The following is a 21,632-nucleotide window of genomic DNA, read 5'->3' on the forward strand; positions in this document are numbered from 1 at the left end:
TTCGTGGAAGATCACCGGAAGAGGAGCACACATGCCCGAACCCCTTATGGCAACGAGCGTCTTCGACAGGCTGCTGAAGGACCGCATCATCTGGCTCGGTTCCGAGGTGCGCGACGAGAACGCCAACGAGATCTGCGCCAAGATCCTGCTGCTCGCGGCAGAGGACCCGCAGAAGGACATCTACCTCTACATCAACTCGCCTGGCGGTTCGATCACGGCCGGCATGGCCATCTACGACACCATGCAGTTCGTGCCGAACGACATCGTCACCGTCGGCATCGGAATGGCCGCCTCGATGGGCCAGCTGCTGTTGACCAGCGGCACCAAGGGCAAGCGCTACATCACGCCCAACGCCCGCGTGCTGCTGCACCAGCCGCACGGTGGCTTCGGCGGAACGTCGAGCGACATCCAGACGCAGGCGCAGCTCATCCTCGACATGAAGCGACGCCTCGCCGAGATCACCGCGGCGCAGACGGGCAAGAGCGTCGAGCAAATCAACGAGGACGGCGACCGCGACCGTTGGTTCACGGCGCAGCAGGCCCTCGAGTACGGCTTCGTCGACCACATGCGCGAGCACGCCACCGACGTCACCGGCGGCGGCGGAACCGCAGCGGTCTGAGGCGAGAGGAAAAGGACATCGACATGAACATCCCCACCTTCGGCGGCGCCGCATCCCACATGCCCTCCAGCCGCTACGTCCTCCCTCAGTTCGAGGAGCGCACGGCCTACGGCTACAAGCGTCAGGACCCGTACAACAAGCTGTTCGAGGACCGCGTCATCTTCCTGGGCGTCCAGGTCGACGACGCTTCGGCCGACGACGTCATGGCCCAGCTGCTCGTGCTCGAGTCGCAGGACCCCGACCGCGACATCATCATGTACATCAACTCGCCCGGCGGCTCCTTCACCGCCATGACGGCGATCTACGACACCATGCAGTACGTGTCGCCGCAGATCCAGACCGTCGTGCTCGGGCAGGCCGCCTCCGCGGCATCCGTGCTGCTCGCCGCCGGCGCCCCCGGCAAGCGTCTCGCCCTGCCGAACGCCCGCATCCTGATCCACCAGCCCGCCATGGGCGAGGCCGGTCACGGGCAGGCGTCCGACATCGAGATCCAGGCGCAGGAGATCCTCCGCATGCGCACGTGGCTCGAAGAGACGATGGCCCGCCACACCGGTCAGGACGTCGCGAAGGTCAACAAGGACATCGACCGCGACAAGATCCTCTCGGCCGCCGAGGCGATGGAGTACGGCATCGTCGACCAGGTGCTCACCACCCGCAAGCGCGTGCCGGCCGCGCTGACGGCCTGAGTCGGCCTTTCCGAGTGCCCCGTCGGCTCAGCCGGCGGGGCACTCGTGCGTGTGCGGGGCGATGCGGAGAAATCGACGAGGGTGCCGCACGGCGCGCGCACGCGGGTCCCTAGTGCTGGTCGTCAAGACGGGTATTGCGGTACGCGGCCCCAATGCCCTCCAATGTCGCGGGCTCGGGTTAGGCTCGACTACACACCGGCGGGGGCCGGGTGACGGGAGGAACCGGCATGGCACGCATCGGTGAGAGCGCCGACCTGTTCAAGTGTTCCTTCTGCGGCAAGAGCCAGAAGCAGGTCCAGCAGCTGATCGCCGGTCCCGGTGTGTACATCTGCGACGAGTGCGTCGAGCTGTGCAACGAGATCATCGAAGAGCGCATGGCCGAGTCGACGGCCGGCGAGGTCGCCGAGTTCGATCTGCCCAAGCCCCGCGAGATCTTCTCCTTCCTCGAGGAGTACGTCGTCGGTCAGGATGCCGCGAAACGCGCCCTGGCCGTCGCCGTCTACAACCACTACAAGCGCATCCGCTCGCACGGCACGCTGCAGCCCGCCGAAGCCCGCGCCGAAGAGATCGACATCGCCAAGAGCAACATCCTGCTGCTCGGTCCCACGGGGTGTGGCAAGACCTACCTCGCGCAGACGCTCGCGAAGCGCCTCAACGTGCCCTTCGCGGTGGCGGATGCCACGGCTCTGACCGAGGCCGGTTACGTCGGCGAAGACGTCGAGAACATTCTGCTCAAGCTCCTGCAGGCCGCCGACTTCGACGTGAAGCGCGCCGAGACGGGCATCATCTACATCGACGAGGTCGACAAGATCGCCCGCAAGGCGGAGAACCCCTCGATCACGCGCGACGTCTCCGGTGAGGGCGTGCAGCAGGCCCTGCTGAAGATCCTCGAGGGCACCGTCGCCTCGGTGCCGCCGCAGGGCGGCCGCAAGCACCCGCACCAGGAGTTCATCCAGATCGACACGACGAACGTGCTGTTCATCGTGGCCGGTGCCTTCGCGGGCCTCGAAGAGATCATCTCCGCGCGTGTGGGCAAGCACGGCGTGGGCTTCGGTGCTCCGCTGCACCGCAAGGAAGACGCCCCCGACCTGTTCAGCGAGGCTCTGCCGGAAGACCTCCACAAGTTCGGGCTGATCCCCGAGTTCATCGGTCGACTGCCCGTCGTGGCATCCGTGTCGCCGCTCGACCAGGACGCGCTGATGGAGATCCTCACGGCGCCGCGGAACGCCCTGGTCAAGCAGTACCAGCGCATGTTCGAGCTCGACGGAGTGCAGCTCGAATTCGACGACGACGCCCTGCGGGCCATCGCCGACCTCGCCGTGCTGCGGAAGACGGGCGCCCGAGGGCTCCGCGCGATCCTCGAAGACGTGCTCGGGCCGATCATGTTCGATGTTCCCTCGGCCGACGACATCGCCAAGGTCGTCATCACCCGTGCCGCCGTCGACGACGGGGCCCAGCCGACGATCGTGCTGGCGCAGAAACGCCGCAGCGCCTGACCTGCGCCCTCGCGCGAGAGCGGTCGAGCCTGAGCCGCGCGCCCGCGAGGGAGCGTCGATCCTGACCCGCGCGCGAGCCCGACGCCATCCATCCTGAGCCGCGCGCCCGCGCGAGAGCGTCGATCCTGACCCATGCGTACGCGCGAGCGTCGATCCTTATCGACGCGCCCGCGCGACGCCATCGAGGCTGACGGACGTGCCCGCGCGAGTCGAGGGCGCGTCGGTCGCGTTCACGCGCGAGACCACTGTGTGCGGGCCGCGCATCGGAGCGTGCGACCCGCAACACGTGTCCGACGCGGAAGCGCGCGACGACGAGCCACCCCGTCCTGGGTGCGGGGGCGATACGCACGCCCCGCGCACCCGGTCGGTGTCAGCCGGTGAGACCGCGTCGCTCCAGGAGCGGCTCGATCTCGGCATCCCGTCCCCGGAAGTCGCGGTAGGCCGCGAGCGGATCGGCCGAACCGCCGACGCCCAGAAGACGGTCGCGGAAGCGTTCCCCGTTCGCGCGGGTCAGACCGCCGTTCTCGCGGAACCACTCGACGGTGTCGGCGTCGAGCACCTCGCTCCAGATGTACGAGTAGTACCCGGCGCTGTACCCACCCGAGAACACGTGCGCGAAGTACGTCGAGGCGTAACGCGTCGGCACGGCGGGGTTGTCGAGGCCGATATCGGCCAGCGCGGCGGCCTCGAACGTGGCGACATCGATGTCGGCCGAGGCCTCAGTGACCGAGAGCCCGTGCCACGCCTGGTCGATCCAGGATGCCGCGAGGTACTCGCTCGTGGCGAAGCCCTGGTTGAACGCCTCCGAGGCGTGGAGGCGTTCGACGACATCGGCCGGGAGCGGCTCGTCGGTGTCGATGTGCCGGGCGTAGTTCGTCAGGATCTCGGGCCAGCGGATCCACATCTCGTTCACCTGGCTGGGGAACTCGACGAAGTCGCGGTAGACGGCCGTTCCGCCGAAGTGCGGGTAGGTGACCGTTGCGAAGAGGCCGTGCAGGGCGTGGCCGAACTCGTGGAAAAGGGTGGTGACCTCATCCAGCGTCAGCAGGGTGGGGGTGCCGGGGGCGGGCTTGTTCACGTTGAGGTTGTTGACGACGACCGGGGCCGTGCCGCGGAGGGCCGACTGCGTCACGATCGAGTTCATCCACGCGCCCCCGCGCTTGCTGTCTCGGGTGTAGAGGTCGAGCAGGAACAGCCCGAGCTCGCCGCCGTCGGCGTTGCGCACCTCGAAGACGCGGACCTCGGGGTGGTAGCCCTGCAGGTCGTGACGCTCGGCGATGCTCACGCCGTACAGCTGCGCGGCGGCGAAGAAGACGCCGTCGCGCAAGACGCGCTCGGCCTCGAACCAGGGGCGCAGCGCTGCGCGATCGAGGTCGTATCTTTCGGCGCGGACCTTCTCGGTGTAGAAGGCCCAGTCGTGCGCCTCGATGCGGATGCCGTCGGCATCGGCGATGTTCTGGAGGGCGTCCTGCTCGGAACGCGCGTTGGCGGCGGCGGGCACAGCGAGTCGGCGCAGCAGGTCTCGGGCGGCATCCGGAGACCCCGCCGTCTGATCTGCGAGCACGGCGGACGCGTGCGAGGGGTATCCGAGCAGGGCGGCGCGCTCCGCGCGCACGCGCACGATCTCGCGAAGAACGTCGCGGTTGTCGTGGGCATTGCCACGGGCGGCGCGGGAGCGCGACGCCTCGAGCAGACGTCGACGGCTCTCGCGATTGGTCAGCGACGCGAGGTAGGGGTGACCGGTGTACAGGGTCAGGGTGACGACGTACCGCCCGTCGAGACCTCGGCTGGTCGCCGCCTGCGCCGCGGCCGACAACTCGCCCGCGCCCAGGCCGTCGAGTTCGGCCGCGTCGTCGAACACGACGGCCAGGTCGTTGGTGTCGGCGAGCAGGTTCTTCTCGAACGTCGTGGTGAGGACGGAGAGGCGCTGGTTGAGGTCGGTCAGTCGCGCCTTCTGCGCGTCGTCGAGTCCCGCGCCGGCCAGCGACATCTCGCGGTGGTGCCGTTCCACGAGGTAGCGGCTCTCGGCATCCAGATCGAGCCGATCGAGATGGGCGTGCACGTCCGCGATGCGCGCGAACAGGGCGGCGTCGAGCTGGATCGCGTCGCTGTGCGCGGCCATGAGCGGGGCCAGTTCCTCTTCGATCGCCTGAATCTCGGTGGTGCCGTCCGCCCCCGTCACCGTGTAGAACGTGCGGGCGACGCGGCCGAGCAGCTCGCCGCTGCGCTCGAGCGCCACGAGGGTGTTCTCGAACGTCGGCGGCTCGTCCTGTGCCGTGATGGCGTCGATCTCGGCGCGGTGGGCGGCGAACGCCTCATGAAAGGCGGGCAGGTAGTGCTCGGGCCGGATGCTGCCGTACGGGGGGAGATCGTAGGGGAGAGCGGGCGGTGCGAGGAGGGGATTGGTCACGGCATCCGTCATCGTCCCAGCGTAGTCACGCCGTCCCCGCCGGAGTGCAAAGGACTATTTGCATAATCCTATTTGCAAAGATATCTTTGTAACCATGACGACAGATCAGCGCCCCGAAGGACGCGTCCTCGACGCCGGGGCGTTGCGCGCCTTGGCCCACCCCCTGCGCGTGCGTCTTTATGATCTCCTCAGCCAGTACGGTGCCCAGACCGCTAGCGGTCTGGCCGCGCTGACCGGCGAATCGACGGGATCGACCAGTTACCACCTGCGTGCGCTCGCGCGGCAGGACCTCATCCGGGAAGTACCGGGACGAGGCACGGCTCGTGAGCGGTGGTGGGAACGCCCCGCCGGGTCGGTGACACTGGTGAATCCGCAGATGGCCACGACTCCGGCCGGCCGGGCCGTGATGGAGGCCGTGCACTCCGAGACGCTGACCCTCCGTCAGCAGCAGCTCATGACGTTCGTAACTCACGGGTGGGACGAAGACGAGCAGTGGCTCGACAAGAGCCTCATCTCGACCGCCAGTGCGCGGCTGACCGTCGCGCAGATGGCCGACCTCGCAGACCGCCTCCAAGCGGTCATCTCAGAGACCGTCGAGCGTTATCGCGATCAGACCGGCGATGACGTCCGCGTGGTCACGATGCGCGCCGACGTCTTCCCCCTCCCCGCAGAAGGAGCCTGATCATGACCACCCTCACCACGTCGCTGCCCACCTCGGCCCGCGTCCTCTCGCCGACCGCGGGGGACCGAGCGCTCCTGGCCCTCTCGCGCGCTCTCGCGCGCGCCGTAGAAACCCGCATGCAGGCACGTGCAGTACGCGTCTTGCGCGATCACGCCCGCCGCGCCGCACGCGACCGCGGGCACTCCCCGATCGCCGAGGCTGAGTTCACGCTGCGGGTGCGGTGAGCCGCCCCGAACGAGAACGGCCGACTCAGGCGAACTCGGCGTCGTCGTCGTAACGCACGACGACCTCGCCCGATGCGTCCTGCGACACGATGACGCCCGTGTCGAGCTCGGCGACGGGCCGCCCCTCGAGGAAGGTCAGCGTCCACCGCGGGGCGGGGGCGCTCAGGCCGTCGGGGTTGAGCGCGGCCTCGACCGCGGCGATCTGCGCGTGCAGCGCCTCGGGAACGGCCTTCGGCGGCTGCTCACGGGCGGTCCAACGGGTTCCGAGCTGCATCAGTCCTCCTGGGGTGCGAACACGATGTCGGTGACGGTGGTGGAGTCGCCCTCGGCGAAGGCGATCGTCTCGATGCGACCCACGGCGCGCAGGTCGCCCTCGGCGAGACGCAGCGCCTCGACGTTCGGACCGGCCACGGTGAGGGAGGTCACGGGCGTCTTCTGCGAGGCCTTGGCCTCGGTCTTGGCGCGACGGATGCCGATGAGCGCGGCGCTCACGGCCGTGAGCACGGCCGGGTCGCCCTCGATGCCCAGCGGTTCGGGCCACGCGGCGGTGTGCACCGAGCCCTCCTCGAACCACGACCACACCTCCTCCGACGCGAACGACAGCACGGGAGCGAACAGGCGCACGAGCGTCGACAGGGCCGTGCGCAGCGCGAGGGCGGCCGAGGCCTGACCCACGTCGGACTGGTCGTAGGCGCGCTCCTTGACGAGCTCGAGGTAGTCGTCGCAGAACGTCCAGAAGAACGACTCCGTGATCTCCAGCGCCCGGGCGTGGTCGTAGGCCTCGAAGGCGGCCGTGGCGTCGCGCACCACGGCATCCAGGGTCGAGAGCATCGACGCGTCGAGCGCGTGCGTCACCTCGGCGCCCTCGGGCACGGGGAACGACAGCACGAACTTCGCCGCGTTCAGCAGCTTGATGGCCAGGCGGCGGCCGATCTTGACCTGCGTGGGGTTCTGCGGGTCGAAGGCCGCGTCGGTGCCCAGGCGGCTGGACGCCGACCAGTAGCGCACCGCGTCGGAGCCGTGCTGCGTGAGGATGTCGGCGGGCGTGACGACGTTGCCCTTCGACTTCGACATCTTCTTACGGTCGGGGTCGACGATGAAGCCGGAGATCGCGGCATCCGTCCAGGGGCTGCGGTCGTCTTCGAGGGCGCTGCGCAGCATGGTCGAGAAGAGCCACGTGCGGATGATGTCCTGGCCCTGCGGGCGGAGGTCGAACGGCGACACGAGGTTCCACAGCTCCTCGTCGCGCTGCCAGCCACCGGCGAGCTGCGGGGTGAGCGAGGACGTCGCCCACGTGTCGAGGATGTCGCGCTCGGGGTCGAAGCCGCCGGGGACGCCGCGCTGATCCTCGGTGTAGCCCGGGGGCACATCGACCGTGGGGTCCACGGGGAGCGACGCGAGGTCGGGGGTGATCACACGGGAGTAGTCCCGCTCCCCGCTGTCGTCGAGGCCGTACCAGACCGGGATCGGCACGCCGAAGAAGCGCTGGCGCGACACGAGCCAGTCGCCGGTGAGGCCGTTGGTCCAGTTCTCGAAGCGCACGCGCATGAAGTCCGGATGCCACGACATCTCGCGACCGAGGGCCACCAGACGTTCGCGCAGCTCGGCGTCGCGCGCGCCGTTGCGGATGTACCACTGGCGCGTCGACACGATCTCGAGCGGCCGGTCGCCCTTCTCGAAGAACTTCACGGGGTGCGTGAAGGGCTTCGGGGCGCCCTCCATGGCGCCGGACTCCTGCAGGAGCTCGACGATGCGCTTCTTGGCGCTGAACACGGTCTTGCCAGCGAGCTCGTCGTACGCCGCCTTCGCGGCATCCGTCACGATCACGTCGGGGGCGTCGGCGACGATCCGCCCGTCTTTGCCGATGATCGTGCGGTTGGGGAGGTCGAGCTCGCGCCACCAGATGATGTCGGTCACGTCGCCGAAGGTGCAGATCATGGCGATGCCCGACCCCTTGTCCTTCTGCGCGAGCGGGTGGGCGAGCACGGGCACCTCGACGTCGAACAGCGGGGTGCGCACGGTGGTGCCGAACAGCGGCTGGTAGCGCTCGTCGTCGGGGTTCGCCACGAGCGCTACGCACGCTGCGAGGAGCTCGGGGCGGGTGGTCTCGATGAACACGTCGCCCGAGCCGTCGGTCTTGGCGAAGCCGACGCGGTGGTAGGCGGCGGGCTGGTCGCGGTCCTCGAGCTCGGCCTGGGCGATCGCGGAGCGGAAGTCCACGTCCCAGAGGGTCGGTGCCAGGGCCTGGTACGCCTCGCCGCGCTCGATGTTGCGCAGGAAGGCCAGCTGGCTCGTGCGGATCGAGTCGTCGGAGATCGTGCGGTAGGTCTGCGTCCAGTCGACGCTGAGGCCCAGCTCGCGGAAGAGGTCTTCGAACTGCTTCTCGTCTTCGACGGTCAGCTGCTCGCAGAGCTCGATGAAGTTGCGGCGGCTGATGGGCACCTGGTCGGCGGCCTTGCTGCTCTTGTTGTCGCCGCCCGCGAACGGCGGGGTGAAGTCGCCGTCGTAGGGGAGCGAGGGGTCGCAGCGCACGCCGTAGTAGTTCTGCACGCGGCGCTCGGTGGGCAGGCCGTTGTCGTCCCAGCCCATCGGGTAGAACACCGTCTTGCCGCGCATGCGCTCGAAGCGCACCTTCACGTCGGTGTGCGTGAACGAGAACACGTGCCCGATGTGCAGGCTTCCGGATGCCGTCGGCGGCGGCGTGTCGACGGAGTAGACGCCCTGACGACCGACCTCGGCGGCGCGCAGGCGGTCGAAGACGTAGGTGCCGCGCTCGCGCCACGCGGCGTCCCACTTCTGCTCGAGGCCTTCCAGCGCGGGTTTTTCCGGGATCGTGGCCATAGCGGTACTCCTCGAGCGATATGGGCGGCACTGTGTGAGCGTGCCTGATGGGTGTGGCATCCACGATACCGGGGCCCGGGCCGCGATGTGGGCGGGGCGCCCTTGGCCGGGCGAATGTCCAGAACACCCGGGAGTGCACGAAAACCGTCCGGGTGTCGTGGACACTCGCGCGCCCGGACGACCGTCCGAGCCGCGGGCGAGCGTTCGCCGCTGGCGAGCGCGCGGCGCCCGGGGTTTCCGCACCGGGTCCAGGAACGCGGGTAGGCTGGAGGTTCCCCATCGACGTTTCCGAGGTCTTTCCATGCCTTCTGTGCCTGCCCGCCGCGTTCTGACGGCGGTCGCCGTCGCCGCGGTCGCCGCCCTGTCCCTGTCGTCGTGCGCCGGCGCCGACCCCGAGGCCTCCGGCGACGGCGAGATCGTCTGGGCCATCGAGGGAGCCAACCTCTCGGCCGGTCACATGGACCCCCAGACCAGCCAGCTCGACGTCTCGGCCATGGTCCAGCGCGCCGTGCTCGACTCTCTCGTCTTCCAGGAGGCCGACGGGTCGTTCTCGCCCTGGCTCGCGACCTCGTGGGAGGTCGAGGACGACGGGGCGACCTACGTCTTCCAGCTCCGCGACGACGTGACCTTCCACGACGGAACGCCCTTCGACGCGGCGGCCGTGAAGGCCAACTTCGACCGCATCGTCGATCCCGAGACGGCGTCGGCGCAGGCGGCATCCATGCTCGGCGGCGAGCTGTACGCCGGCACGGACGTGGTCGACGATCACACCGTCCGGGTGCGCTTCTCGCAGCCGTACGCGCCGTTCCTCCAGGCCGCCAGCACGTCGCTGCTCGGCTTCTACTCGCCGGCCGTGCTCGAGAGCAAGGCCGACCAGCTCAAGGCGGGCGGCCCGGGCGTCACGGTGGGCACCGGCCCGTTCGAGCTGACCGAGTACACGCCCGACCAGGACATCGTCTACACCCGCAACGACGACTACACGTGGGGCCCCGACGGCTCCGGGGCGCCGAGCTTCCAGACGTTGCGCGTCGACATCCTGCCCGAGGCGTCGGTGCGCGTGGGCGCGCTATCCAGCGGCCAGGCCGATGTCGTGACCAACCTGCCGCCGAACCTCGTCAGCCAGGTTCCCGCCGACGACACCGTGGAGTCGCTCGAGTACCCCGGCCTGCCCTACTCGCTGTTCCTCAACGAGAAGAACGGCGTGTTCGCCGACGAGAAGGTGCGCCAGGCCTTCACCCGTGCGATCGACGTCGACACCGCCGTGCAGGAGATCTTCTTCGGTCAGTACCCGCGCGCGTGGAGCATCCTCGGCTCCACCACCCCCGGTTACGACGCGAGCCTCGAGAACTCCTGGCCCTTCGACGCGTCGGCCGCGAACGCACTGCTCGACGAGGCCGGCTGGACGGGACGGGATGCCGACGGCATCCGCACAAAAGACGGTCAGCGCCTCACGGCCCGCTGGATCGCCTGGACCCCCGTGCCGGACGACCGCGCCGCGCTCGCGAACGCCGTGCAGAGCGACCTCAAGGCGGTCGGTTTCGACCTGCAGCGCGAGGTGCTCGAGCCGGGCGCCTACAACGAGCAGTACGGCCCGAAGACCTTCGACGTCACGGACTGGGGCTTCTCGGGCGTCGACGCCGATCTGCTGCGGAGCCACCTCGCCACCGACGGGTTCCAGAACGCCTCGCAGGTGAGCGACCCCGCCCTCGACGCGCTGCTGGAGCAGGGTGCCTCGACGACCGACACCGCCGCTCGCAACGACGTCTACGCGCAGGTGCAGCAGTGGAACGCCGAGCACGCCGCGATCGTGCCGCTCTACAGCCCCGCGCTGATCAGTGCTGTGCGTCCCGACGTGAGCGGCCTGACGTTCGACCTGTACGGCCGTCCGCTGTTCGCCACCGCCTCCGTCGGCTGACCCTCGACCCCCGGATGCCACGCTCTCGCCCGCGCGCGCTGTTGACGCGCCTCGGCGGGATCGTGGCATCCGTCGTCCTCGTCCTGTGGGGGGCGGCGACACTCGCATTCGTGGCGTTCCGCATCATCCCGGGCGACCCGGTGGACGTCATGCTGGGTCCGCAGGCGCAGGTGAGCGACGCGGTGAAGGACGGCATTCGCGCCGACCTCGGGCTGGATCGACCGGTGCTCGAGCAGTACGGCGCTTTCCTGGGACGGCTTCTGCGTGGCGACCTCGGAGAGTCCTACCAACTGCGCCTGCCGGTCGCCGAGGTCATCGGTCGGCAGCTCGGGCCGACCGTGCAGCTCTCGCTGCTCGCCCTCGTCATCGCGGTCGTGCTGGCGTTGGCGTCCGCGCTTCTCGTGCGTGGGCGGGCGGGTCGGGCCGTGGCATCCGGGGTCGAGCTCGTCGTACTGTCGTCGCCGGTGTTCTGGACCGGCCTGGTGCTGCTGAGCGTGTTCTCGTTCCAGCTCGGGTGGTTCCCGGTATCGGGTGCGCGGGATGCCGCGGCGATCGTGCTCCCCGCCGTGACGCTCGCGCTCCCGGTCGCCTCCCTGCTGTCTCAGGTGCTGCGCGACGGCGTCGAGTCGGCTGAACGCGAGCCGTTCGTGCTGACCGTGCGCGCCCGGGGGGCGAGCCCGTTTCGCGAGAGCGTGCACCACACGCTGCGCCACGCGAGCGTGGGGGGTCTGACGCTGGCCGCCTACCTCGTCGGGTCGCTGCTGGGCGGGGCGGTGCTGGTGGAGACGGTCTTCGCGCGCCCGGGCATCGGACGGGTGACGCTGACGGCCATCACCGACCGCGATCTGCCGGTGATCACCGGGGTGATCCTGTTGAGTGCGCTGGTGTTCGTCGTCGTGAACACCGTGGTCGACATCGTCGTCCCGCTCATCGACCCCCGACTCCGCTCGGCGACCGCCGCCCTGAACGTCCGCGCGGCGGTGCCGTCGTGAGCGTCACCGTCACTGCCCTCGCGCGCGGTCGGGACGGCGGCGCCGCTATGAGCGCGAGGGTGCCCTCATGAGCGTCGCCACCGCCCGCACCGGGGCGCGCCCCGGCCGCACCACCGCCCTCTCTCTCGCCGGTGCCGTGCTGGCCGTCATCGCCCTCGCCGCGGTCGCGCCGGGGCTCCTCGCCACGCACGACCCCCTGCTCACCGACGTGCGCGCGGCGCTGCAGCCCCCGAGCGGCGCGCACTGGTTCGGTACCGATCAGAGCGGTCGCGACGTCTACTCCCGCGTCGTGTACGGCGCGGGGCGATCGGTCGGGATCGGCCTGCTGGCCACGGGTCTCGCCCTCGTCGTCGGGGTCGTGGCCGGCTCCCTCACCGCGATCGCGCCGCGTGTCGTCGACACGGTCGCCATGCGAATCGTCGACGTGCTGCTGGCGTTTCCGGAATTCCTCGTGGCGCTCCTCGTCGTGGCGGTCCTGGGGCCGGGGCCGGCGAACGTCGCTCTCGCCGTGACCATCGCGGCCGTCCCCGTGTACATCCGTCTCGCACGGGCGCAGACGCGCACCTTGGCCACCGCCGAATTCGTCGAGGCCGCACGCATCAGCGGGGTGCCGGCCCCTCTCGTGCACGTGCGCCATGTGCTGCCGGGAGTCCTCGGCGCGGTGAGCGTGCTCGCGACGATCGGCGTGGGCACGAGTATCCTCGCCGCCGCGGGGCTGAGCTTCCTGGGTCTCGGGCCCACCGAACCGGTGCCGGAGTGGGGGCTGATGCTCTCAGCCGGCCGCAACCTGCTCCTGCAGGCGCCCTGGGTCGCGGTCTTCCCGGGCCTCGCGATCACCGCGACCGTCGTGGGCGTGAGCGTGGTGGGCCGGACCCTGCGCGCGCGGGCCGAGGAGCGCGGGGCATGAGCGGAGCGGATGCCGGGATGCCGGGGGCGTCGGGCACGAACGGCCTGCATCTGCGCGGGTTGCGCATCGACGGCCCCGACGGCGCTCTCGTGCACGGCCTCGACCTCGATGTGGCGCCCGGCGAGTGCGTCGCGATCGTGGGGGAGTCCGGCGCCGGCAAGTCGCTCAGCGCCCGTGCCCTGCTCGGTCTCGTTCCGCGCGGACTGACGTCGTCGGTGGAGACGCTCACCGTCGACGGGATCGATGCGGGGGCGCTGACCGAGAGGCAGTGGCGCGCGCTCCGCGGCCGCCGTATCGCGTTGGTCTCGCAGGACGCCCTCGTCTCGCTCGACCCTCTCCGCCGCATCGGTGCCGAGGTGGCCGAGTCCATCCGTATCCACGAGCCGGCCGTTCGCAGGGGCGTCCTCGCTGATCGTGTGCGCGGGATGCTCCAACGTGTCGCCCTGCCCGAACCCGACCTGCGCGCCCGCCAGTACCCGCACGAGCTCTCCGGTGGCCTGCGCCAGCGCGCGCTCATCGCCGCGGCCCTGTCGGCGGCGCCCGCGATTCTCGTCGCCGACGAGCCCACGACGGCACTGGATGCCACTGTGCAGGCGCGCGTACTCGAACTGATCCGGCGGATCAGCGACGACGGCGTGGCCGTGGTCTTCATCAGTCACGACCTCGGCGCCGTCGCGCGCGTAGCCGATCGCGTCGTGGTCATGCACGAGGGTCGCGTCGTCGAGGCGGGCGTCACGGCCGAGGTTCTGGCATCCCCTCGTCATCCGGCCACGAGAGAGCTCGTGGCGGCGGTGTCGCACGAACCGCTCGAGCGGGACCCGCGGTCGGACGCACCGATCCTCACGGCGGAGCGAGTGACGAAGTGGTTCGGCGACCGGATGGCCGTCGACGAGGTCTCCTTCGAGGTGCGACGAGGCCGGACCCTGGCGGTCGTGGGGGAGTCGGGCTCGGGGAAGACGACCCTCGCGCGGATGGTGGTCGGGGTGACGACTCCCGATGCGGGGACCCTCACCTTCGACGGAAAGCCGTGGGGGTCTGCGGCGGCCCACGGCGCCGACCGGCGGCGTGTGCAACTCGTGCAGCAGAACCCCTGGGGCGCACTCGACCCGCGGTGGACCGTCGGTCGAACGTTGAGCGAGGCGGTCGCCGCGGCAGGCACCGCGCGCGCCGAGCGGCGGCCGGCCGTGGCCGCGCTGCTGGAGGAGGTCGGGCTGTCAGCGGCGTTCGCGGGTCGCCGGCCGGCGCAGTTGTCGGGCGGTCAGCGCCAACGCGTCGCCATCGCCCGGGCCTTGGCCGCCTCGCCTGATCTGCTCGTGCTCGACGAGCCGGTGTCGGCCCTCGATGCGACCGTCCGGGCGCGGATCCTCGAGCGGCTGCTCGACCTGCAGAGGGAGCGTGAGCTGGCGATGGTCTTCGTCACCCACGACCTCGATGTGGTGGCGGCGGTCGCCGACGACGTGATCGTGATGAAGGACGGCCGGGTCGTGGACTCGGGAGCGGTGTCGCGCGTGTTCGCCTCTCCGGGACACGCGTTCACACGCGAGTTGCTGGAGGCAGCGGGGCTGGGTTCCGCCGGGTGGGAGCCCGCGACGGACTGACCCGCTCGGCGGGCTCGGCGAGTGTCCACGAATCCCGGGCTCATCGCGTTGCCGTCCGGGTGTCGTGGACACTCGCGTGGCCACCGGCCACCAGATGTGCAGCCCCGCCGCGCTGAGACCGGCGAGCGCGTAGACTCGATCCATCAGCACCGATCCGGCCATCACCGGGGAGCTCGCGGAAGAAAAGGGTCCAGGCCCCGATTAGAACCGCGCGGGGCAGGCCCGTCACAGCCGCAGTGAGAGCGGCGCACCCGTGAGGGTGGGCAATGCAGGGTGGTACCGCGGTCCGTGAGGATCGTCCCGGCGAGCAGACCTCGACCCGCGGAGTGACATGACCTACCCACGCCCCTCATCCTTCGGCCCCGCCGCCGATGCGTCGGCCCCGGACGCCACGACCTCGACGGCCGCGCAGGGCGCTGCGTCCGCGCAGGGCGCCGCGTCCGCGCAGGGCGCCGCGTCCGCGGCATCCGTCGTCCCCAGCCCCCGCTTCCCGGAGATCGAGAACGACACGCTCGCGTTCTGGGCGGCCGACGACACCTTCCGCGCCTCGATCGCGAACCGCGAGGGCGCCCAGGAGTGGGTCTTCTACGACGGCCCGCCGTTCGCGAACGGCCTGCCGCACTACGGGCACCTGCTCACCGGCTACGCGAAAGACGTCTTCCCGCGTTTCCAGACCATGCGCGGCAAGAAGGTCGACCGCGTGTTCGGGTGGGACACCCACGGCCTCCCGGCCGAGCTCGAGGCGATGAAGCAGCTCGGGATCACCGAGAAGGACGAGATCGAGACCATGGGGGTCGCGACCTTCAACGCCAAGGCCCGCGAGTCGGTGCTCGAGTACACGCGGGAGTGGCAGGACTACGTCACCCGCCAGGCGCGCTGGGTCGACTTCGACCGCGGCTACAAGACGCTCGACACGACCTACATGGAGAGCGTCCTGTGGGCGTTCAAGACCCTGCACGACAAGGGTCTCGCCTACGAGGGCTACCGCGTGCTGCCGTACTGCTGGCGCGATGAGACGCCCCTGTCGACGCACGAGCTGCGCATGGACGACGACGTCTACAAGATGCGGCAGGACCCCTCGGTCACCGTCACCTTCCCGCTCGTGGGCGCAAAGGCCGAGGCCCTGGGCCTGACCGGTGTGCGGGCTCTGGCCTGGACGACGACGCCGTGGACCCTGCCGACGAACCTCGCGCTCGCGGTGGGTCCCGGCATCCGGTACGCCGTGATCGAGGGCGGCCCGAACGGCGCCGCCGACGTGCACCGCGCGCCCGACGGCACGGCCGACGAGGCGTTCGAAGCCGTCGCGCACCGGTACCTGCTGGCCGAGGAGCTGCTTCCGAATTACGCCAAGGATCTCGGGTACGAGAGCGCGGATGCCGCCCGCGCGGCCGTCGAGAAGACCGTCTCGGGCGCAGAGCTCGAGGGCGTGTCCTACGACCGCCTCTTCGACTACTACGCCGACGCCGAAGCCTGGGGCACGCAGAACGCGTGGAAGATCCTCGTCGACGACTACGTCACCGTGTCCGACGGAACGGGCATCGTGCACCAGGCTCCGGCCTACGGCGAGGACGACAAGCGTCTCGCGGATGCCGCGGGCCTGCCGACGATCATCTCGCTCGACGACGGCGGCCGGTTCCTCTCGGCCGTGACCGACGTGGCGGGGGAGCTCTGGTTCGAGGCGAACCGCCCGCTCATCCGCCTGCTCACGCAGGCCGGGCGTCTCGTGCGCGAGGCGTCGTACGAGCACTCGTACCCGCACTGCTGGCGCTGCCGGAACCCCCTGATCTACAAGGCCGTGTCGAGCTGGTTCGTGCGCGTGACCGAGATCAAGGACGACCTGCTGGCGAACAACCAGCAGATCACCTGGGTGCCCGAGAACGTCAAGGAGGGCCAGTTCGGCAAGTGGCTCGAGGGTGCACGCGACTGGTCGATCAGCCGCAACCGCTATTGGGGCTCGCCGATCCCGGTGTGGAAGAGCGACGATGCGAACTACCCGCGTGTCGACGTGTACGGCTCGCTCGCCGAGATGGAGGCTGACTTCGGCCGCCTTCCGGTGAACGCCGACGGCGAGGTCGACCTCCACCGCCCCTACATCGACGACCTCACGCGCCCCAACCCCGACGACCCGACCGGCCGCTCCACGATGCGCCGCATCGAGGACGTGCTCGACGTGTGGTTCGACTCCGGCTCGATGCCGTTCGCGCAGGTGCACTACCCGTTCGAGAACCACGAGTGGTTCGACGAGCACGCTCCGGCCGACTTCATCGTCGAGTACATCGGGCAGACCCGCGGCTGGTTCTACGTGATGCACGTGCTCTCGACCGCGCTCTTCGACCGCCCGGCGTACACCGGGGTCTCGTGCCACGGCATCGTGCTGGGTAACGACGGGCAGAAGATGTCGAAGTCGCTGCGCAACTACCCCGACGTGCGCGAGGTGTTCGATCGCGACGGCTCGGATGCCATGCGGTGGTTCCTCATGTCGTCCAGCGTCCTGCGCGGCGGCAACCTCGTCGTGACGGAGGAGGGCATCCGCGCCGGCGTGCGCGAGTTCCTGCTGCCGCTGTGGAACGCGTGGTACTTCTTCGCGACCTACGCGAACGCGTCCGGCGCAGAGGGCTACACCGCCGAGTGGCGCACGGACTCCACCGATGTGCTCGACCGCTACATCCTGGCGCTCACGGGCGACCTCGTGCGCGATGTCGCCGCCGATCTCGAGGGCCTCGACTCGACGACCGCGGCCGAGCGCCTGCGCGACTTCGCCGAGGTGCTGACCAACTGGTACATCCGCCGCTCCCGCGACCGGTTCTGGGTCGGGGTGACCGACGACCCCTCGAGCCGCGAGGCGTTCGACACCCTCTACACGGTGCTCGAGACGCTCACCCGCGTCGCAGCACCCCTGCTGCCGCTCGTCACCGAGCGCGTCTGGCAGGGGCTCACCGGAGGCCGCAGCGTGCACCTCAAGGACTGGCCCGACGCCTCCGTGTTCCCGGCGGCCGAAGACATCCGCACCGCGATGGACACCGTCCGCGAGGTCTCGAGTGTCGCCAACGCCCTGCGCAAGCGCGAGGCCAAGCGCGTGCGCCTGCCGCTGCCGCGTCTGACGGTGGTGACCCCGGATGCCGCGGGGCTCGCGCAGTTCGACGACATCCTCCGCGAGGAGCTCAACGTCAAGGCCGTCGAGCAGGTCGCCCTGCAGGGCGACACCGCCGCCGAGTACGGCATCACCCACCGCCTGTCGGTGAACGCCCGCGCCGCCGGTCCCCGCCTCGGCAAGCAGGTGCAGCAGGCCATCAAGGCGGCGCGCGAAGGCGACTGGAGCGAGGTCGACGGACAGGTCGTCGCGGGCGGCATCCCGCTCGAGCCCGCCGAGTACGACCTCGTCGTCGAGACCGCGGGCCGCCCCGAGGGAGAGGCGCTGGCCGTGCTCGCGGGCGGCGGCTTCGTGCTGCTCGACACCGTCACCACGCCGGAGCTCGAGGCCGAGGGCCTGGCGCGCGACATGATCCGCGGCATCCAGGACACCCGTAAGGCCGCCGGCTTCGACGTGAGCGACCGGATCTTCCTGTCGCTCACCTTCGTCGAAGACGCCGACGCGCAGGCCGTGGCCCAGGCGTTCGACATCGCGGGGGTGGCATCCGAGACTCTCGCCGAAGCCGTCGTGCTGGCCGGTCCCGAGGGCCGACTCGTCGAGCGGGGGTCCCTGGCCCCCGCGGAGTTCGAGAACGTCCTCGCCGCCAAGACCTACGCGAACGCCGGGGCCGTCACGGTCGCCGTCGCACGGATCGGAGCCCCCGCATGAGCGACCGCACCCGCGCCGACGCCGTCTACAGCGCCCTGCTCGAGCGACAGGGCGAGCAGTGGGTGCAGCCGCGCGTCGAGCGCACGCGCCGCGTGCTCGAGCTGCTCGCCGACCCGCAGCGCACCTACCGCGTGATCCACGTCACGGGGACGAACGGCAAGACCTCGACCAGCCGCATGATCGAGAGCCTGCTGCGCGCCATGGGGCTCCGCACCGGCCTGTTCACCAGCCCCCACCTCGAACGCTTCACCGAGCGCATCCTCATCGACGGAGAACCCGTGGCGGATGCCGCGATCGCCGACGCGTGGGACGAGATCCAGCCGTTCGTCGCCATGGTGGACGCCGAGCTGGCCGCGGCCGGTGACGCGCCGCTGACGTTCTTCGAGCTGCTCACGGTGCTCGCGTTCGTCGTCGCGGCCGACGCGCCGATCGACGTGCTCGTGCTCGAGGTCGGCATGGGAGGGGAGTGGGACTCCACGAACACCGCCGACGGCGACGTCGCGGTCTTCACACCCATCGACATCGATCACGTCGACCGCCTGGGCTCGACGATCACCGAGATCGCCACCGTCAAGGCCGGCATCATCAAGCCCGGCGCCGCCGTCGTCTCGGCGGAACAGCCCGACGAAGCCCTGCGGGTCATCCGCGCCCGCGCCGAGAAAGAGGGCGCGACGGTCGCCGTGGCGGGTGACGGTTTCGCCCTCGAAGCGCAGACCCTCGCGGTGGGCGGCCAGCAGCTCTCCATCCGCGGGGTTGCCGGCACGTACTCCGAGGTGTACCTGCCGCAGTACGGCGCGCACCAGGGCCGCAACGCCGCGCTGGCGGTGGCCGCGGTCGAGTCGCTCATCGGCGGAGGCACCCAGCCGCTGGCCGCCGAGGTGGTCGCCGACGGTCTCGGCAACGCCACCTCGCCCGGCCGCCTGCAGCTCGTCGGCACCGCGCCGACCGTGCTCGTCGACGCCGCCCACAACCCGCACGGCGCCCGCGCGCTGGTCGCCGCCCTCGACGAGGCGTTCGACATCGACGAGTGGGGCGCCGTGGTCGGCATCCTCGACGGGAAGGATGCCGTCGGCATCATGTCGGCGCTCGTGCCCGCCGTGGCGCGGGTGTTCGCCACCGCCCCCGACAGCGACCGCGCCACCGACCCCGACGTGATCGCCGACGTCGCCGAAGCGGCCGACCTCTCCGTGACCGTCCACCCCACGCTCGAAGACGCCGCCGACGCCGCGCGCGCGTGGGCTGCGGAGTCCGACCGCCGCGCCGTCGTCATCGCCGGCTCCGTCGTGTTGGCCGGCGAAGCCCTGCGTCTGTCGGAACTCGAGGACTGGAAGTCGGGGTGGCAGGCGTGAGCCCCCGCGAACCGCGCGCGCCGCGCCCGCGTCGCCAGCGCGGCGCGCAGGAGTCGCTCGGCGCGGTCGTGCTCGGCTTCGAGTCGATCATCGTCTTCCTCGGCGGGCTCGTCGTCTACGGCCTCAAGGTGCTGCCGTTCGGCATCGCGCCGTGGTGGGGCATCGTCGGCGGCGTCGTGATGGCGATCGCGATGGTCGCCGTGTCGGGGATGCTCCGTCACCGCTGGGCCCTGTTCGCCGGATGGGGACTGCAGGTGCTCCTGCTGCTGGGCGGATTGCTCGTTCCGGCCCTCGCGGTTGTCGCCCTCATTTTCGGCGGCATGTGGGCGTATGCGACGATCAAGGGAGCGGCACTCGATCGCGCGAATGCGCGGCGGGCCGCCGACCCCGACCTCTCGAACGGAGAATGACCCATGGCCACCGAAGAGACCCTCGTCCTGGTCAAACCCGATGGCGTCGCTCGCGGCCTCACCGGCGCGATCCTCGCCCGCATCGAGGCGAAGGGCTACGCGCTCGTCGACATCCGCCTCGTCGAGCCCGACCGTGAGACCCTCGCCCGGCACTACGCCGAGCACGAGGGCAAGCCGTTCTACGAACCCCTCCTGGAGTTCATGCTCTCCGGCCCCTCCGTGGCCATCCGTCTCGCGGGCAACCGCGTGATCGAGGGCTTCCGTTCCCTCGCCGGCACCACCGATCCCACCACCGCCGCCCCCGGCACGATCCGCGGCGACTTCGGCCGCGACTGGGGCCTGAAGGTGCAGCAGAACCTCGTGCACGGCAGCGACAGCGTCGAATCCGCCGAGCGCGAGCTCGCGATCTGGTTCGCCTGATCCCGGATGCCACGATGGCCGCCACTCCGACAGGATGGCGGCCATCGTCGTTCCCGCGTCCCGCGCGGCGGCGCAGAGTCGGTGATTCGCTCAGGTGAGCGGCATCCGGGGCTTTCGGGCTGAGGTCGTGCGAGTCGCTGAGATCGCGCGGATCGCTGACGTCGTGCGGACGACGGCGCGAGGTGCGTGGTTTGCGCGAGGTCAGCGGCATCCGGCGCTTTCGGGCTGAGATCCTGCGGATCGCTGAGATTGTGCGGATCGGCGAAGTTGCGCGGACCGCGGAGGATGCGCGCCGCGGGTGTGGCGCGAGGTGGGTGATTCGCATCAGGTGAGCGGCATCGGGGGATTTCGGGCTGAGGTCGTGCGAATCACTGAGGTCGTGCGCGGCGCGGGGGTGGGTGCGGGGGTCGCGGCTCAAGGCCAGTGACGCGCGCCGGCTATCCCCGCACTGCTGACGGCGACGGAATGCGCCCGCGACGGTTCAGAATTGCGCGAGCACGTTCAGGCGCACCTGCGCGAGCACCGCGACGACGACGAAGGCGACGATCGTCATCAGCGGCACCCACACCATGAGCCGGTCAGCGACCTCGCGCACTCTGGCTCCCGGGATGACGCCCTCGCGCAGCACGTGCAGCGTGACGACGAAGAACGACGGGATCACGACCGACCACGTCACCATGCACCACGGGCACAGCGTTGCGAGGACGAACAGGCTCTGCGCGATGAGCCAGATGACGAAGGTCAGTGCGAGCGCGAAGCCGAGCCAGAACAGCGCCCAGAACCATCGCGCGAATCGCGCGCCGGCCAGCAGCGCGACGCCCACGACGATCGGGGCGATCCAGGCGGCGATGCCGATGAGCGGATTCGGAAATCCGAAGACCGCGCCCTGCGTCGACTGCAGGTTGGCCGAGCACTGCACGAGCACACTGATGTCGCACGATGCCGCAGCCCCCGGGTTCTGCAGCTGGTGGAACCGCTCCATCGTCAGCGAGAAAGCCGCCCACCAACCGACGACGCCGGCGAAGATCAGCCAGATCGCGACGATGACCGGGCGTCGGGAGGTGACGGTTTCGCTCATACGGCCATCCTGCCACCGTGACTTTTCCGGGGGCTGAGGGCCTGGCATCCATCGGCCCACGCGCGGCCGGCCGGTGGACGGTCGGCGTTCCGCCGAGGGCGAACCGACGTGTCCGCTGGCCCTGGCGCCCGTCCGTGCGATAATGAAGGTCGATGTGACCGCGGCCGCGCCGCAGGAACATCACCCAGAAGACTTCGGGCGATGAC

General features: G+C 70.2%; 17 protein-coding genes. 13 read left to right on the forward strand and 4 right to left on the reverse strand.

The annotated features are described in order from the left end of the window. Positions 1–31 precede the first annotated feature (31 nt). The 3 genes from ACTJJP_RS01855 (at position 32) to clpX (ending at position 2,801) form a co-directional block, all read left to right on the forward strand. Positions 32–619, forward strand: a complete 588-nt coding sequence (locus ACTJJP_RS01855; RefSeq protein ID WP_440773348.1) for an ATP-dependent Clp protease proteolytic subunit — start codon at positions 32–34, stop codon at positions 617–619. Positions 620–642: 23 nt separating this feature from the next. Further along, a complete protein-coding gene (locus ACTJJP_RS01860; protein WP_440773349.1) occupies positions 643–1,305 on the forward strand; it encodes an ATP-dependent Clp protease proteolytic subunit in 663 nt (220 codons plus the stop codon). A gap of 227 nt (positions 1,306–1,532) precedes the next feature. Further along, positions 1,533–2,801: an ATP-dependent Clp protease ATP-binding subunit ClpX gene (gene clpX / locus ACTJJP_RS01865; protein WP_440773350.1), complete on the forward strand. Its 1,269-nt coding sequence runs from the start codon at positions 1,533–1,535 to the stop codon at positions 2,799–2,801. 370 nt (positions 2,802–3,171) lie between these two features. Here clpX and ACTJJP_RS01870 read toward each other — a convergent pair whose 3' ends face one another. Then, on the reverse strand, positions 3,172–5,223 hold the full coding sequence (locus ACTJJP_RS01870; RefSeq protein ID WP_440773351.1) for a M3 family metallopeptidase: 2,052 nt from the start codon (positions 5,221–5,223) through the stop codon (positions 3,172–3,174). Positions 5,224–5,305: 82 nt separating this feature from the next. Between ACTJJP_RS01870 and ACTJJP_RS01875 the strand changes: the two genes are divergently transcribed. Both ACTJJP_RS01875 and ACTJJP_RS01880 read left to right on the forward strand, forming a co-directional pair. Further along, positions 5,306–5,893: a winged helix-turn-helix domain-containing protein gene (locus tag ACTJJP_RS01875; protein WP_440773352.1), complete on the forward strand. Its 588-nt coding sequence runs from the start codon at positions 5,306–5,308 to the stop codon at positions 5,891–5,893. A 2-nt stretch (positions 5,894–5,895) separates the two neighbouring features. Next, complete coding sequence (locus ACTJJP_RS01880) at positions 5,896–6,117, forward strand: hypothetical protein (RefSeq protein ID WP_440773353.1); 222 nt, start codon at positions 5,896–5,898, stop codon at positions 6,115–6,117. Between the two features lie 25 nt (positions 6,118–6,142). On the opposite strand, the gene ACTJJP_RS01885 is transcribed toward ACTJJP_RS01880, so the two are convergent. Next, positions 6,143–6,391: a hypothetical protein gene (locus ACTJJP_RS01885; RefSeq protein ID WP_116537153.1), complete on the reverse strand. Its 249-nt coding sequence runs from the start codon at positions 6,389–6,391 to the stop codon at positions 6,143–6,145. Next, positions 6,391–8,958: a valine--tRNA ligase gene (valS, locus tag ACTJJP_RS01890; protein WP_440773354.1), complete on the reverse strand. Its 2,568-nt coding sequence runs from the start codon at positions 8,956–8,958 to the stop codon at positions 6,391–6,393. The genes ACTJJP_RS01885 and valS overlap by 1 nt, the downstream gene beginning before the upstream one ends. Positions 8,959–9,259: 301 nt before the next feature. Here valS and ACTJJP_RS01895 point away from each other — a divergent pair, with 301 nt between their 5' ends. The 8 genes from ACTJJP_RS01895 (at position 9,260) to ndk (ending at position 20,348) form a co-directional block, all read left to right on the forward strand. Then, positions 9,260–10,873, forward strand: coding sequence for an ABC transporter substrate-binding protein (locus ACTJJP_RS01895; protein ID WP_440773355.1), 1,614 nt, complete (start codon positions 9,260–9,262; stop codon positions 10,871–10,873). Between the two features lie 14 nt (positions 10,874–10,887). Continuing rightward, complete coding sequence (locus ACTJJP_RS01900) at positions 10,888–11,865, forward strand: ABC transporter permease (RefSeq protein ID WP_440773356.1); 978 nt, start codon at positions 10,888–10,890, stop codon at positions 11,863–11,865. Positions 11,866–11,932: 67 nt separating this feature from the next. Then, a complete protein-coding gene (locus ACTJJP_RS01905; protein ID WP_440773357.1) occupies positions 11,933–12,772 on the forward strand; it encodes an ABC transporter permease in 840 nt (279 codons plus the stop codon). Then, the gene (locus tag ACTJJP_RS01910; protein ID WP_440773358.1) at positions 12,769–14,370 is read left to right on the forward strand and encodes a dipeptide ABC transporter ATP-binding protein; all 1,602 of its coding nucleotides are present in this window, start codon (positions 12,769–12,771) and stop codon (positions 14,368–14,370) included. The genes ACTJJP_RS01905 and ACTJJP_RS01910 overlap by 4 nt, the downstream gene beginning before the upstream one ends. A gap of 331 nt (positions 14,371–14,701) precedes the next feature. Next, entirely contained in the window at positions 14,702–18,169 is a 3,468-nt protein-coding gene (gene ileS, locus ACTJJP_RS01915) for an isoleucine--tRNA ligase (RefSeq protein WP_440773359.1), read from the forward strand. Continuing rightward, complete coding sequence (locus tag ACTJJP_RS01920; protein WP_440773360.1) at positions 18,166–19,518, forward strand: bifunctional folylpolyglutamate synthase/dihydrofolate synthase; 1,353 nt, start codon at positions 18,166–18,168, stop codon at positions 19,516–19,518. Before ileS ends, ACTJJP_RS01920 begins: the two co-directional genes overlap by 4 nt. Next, positions 19,515–19,928, forward strand: a complete 414-nt coding sequence (locus ACTJJP_RS01925) for a DUF4233 domain-containing protein (protein ID WP_440773361.1) — start codon at positions 19,515–19,517, stop codon at positions 19,926–19,928. Before ACTJJP_RS01920 ends, ACTJJP_RS01925 begins: the two co-directional genes overlap by 4 nt. A 3-nt stretch (positions 19,929–19,931) precedes the next feature. Then, positions 19,932–20,348 (forward strand): nucleoside-diphosphate kinase, encoded by a 417-nt coding sequence (ndk, locus tag ACTJJP_RS01930; protein ID WP_058231506.1) that lies wholly within the window; start codon positions 19,932–19,934, stop codon positions 20,346–20,348. A 481-nt stretch (positions 20,349–20,829) separates the two neighbouring features. Here the strand turns inward: ndk and ACTJJP_RS01935 are convergent, their stop codons facing one another. Further along, positions 20,830–21,426 (reverse strand): vitamin K epoxide reductase family protein, encoded by a 597-nt coding sequence (locus ACTJJP_RS01935; RefSeq protein ID WP_440773362.1) that lies wholly within the window; start codon positions 21,424–21,426, stop codon positions 20,830–20,832. Positions 21,427–21,632: the final 206 nt, after the last annotated feature.

The sequence above is a fragment of the Microbacterium sp. 22296 genome (assembly GCF_052045385.1).
GTDB lineage: Bacteria > Actinomycetota > Actinomycetes > Actinomycetales > Microbacteriaceae > Microbacterium.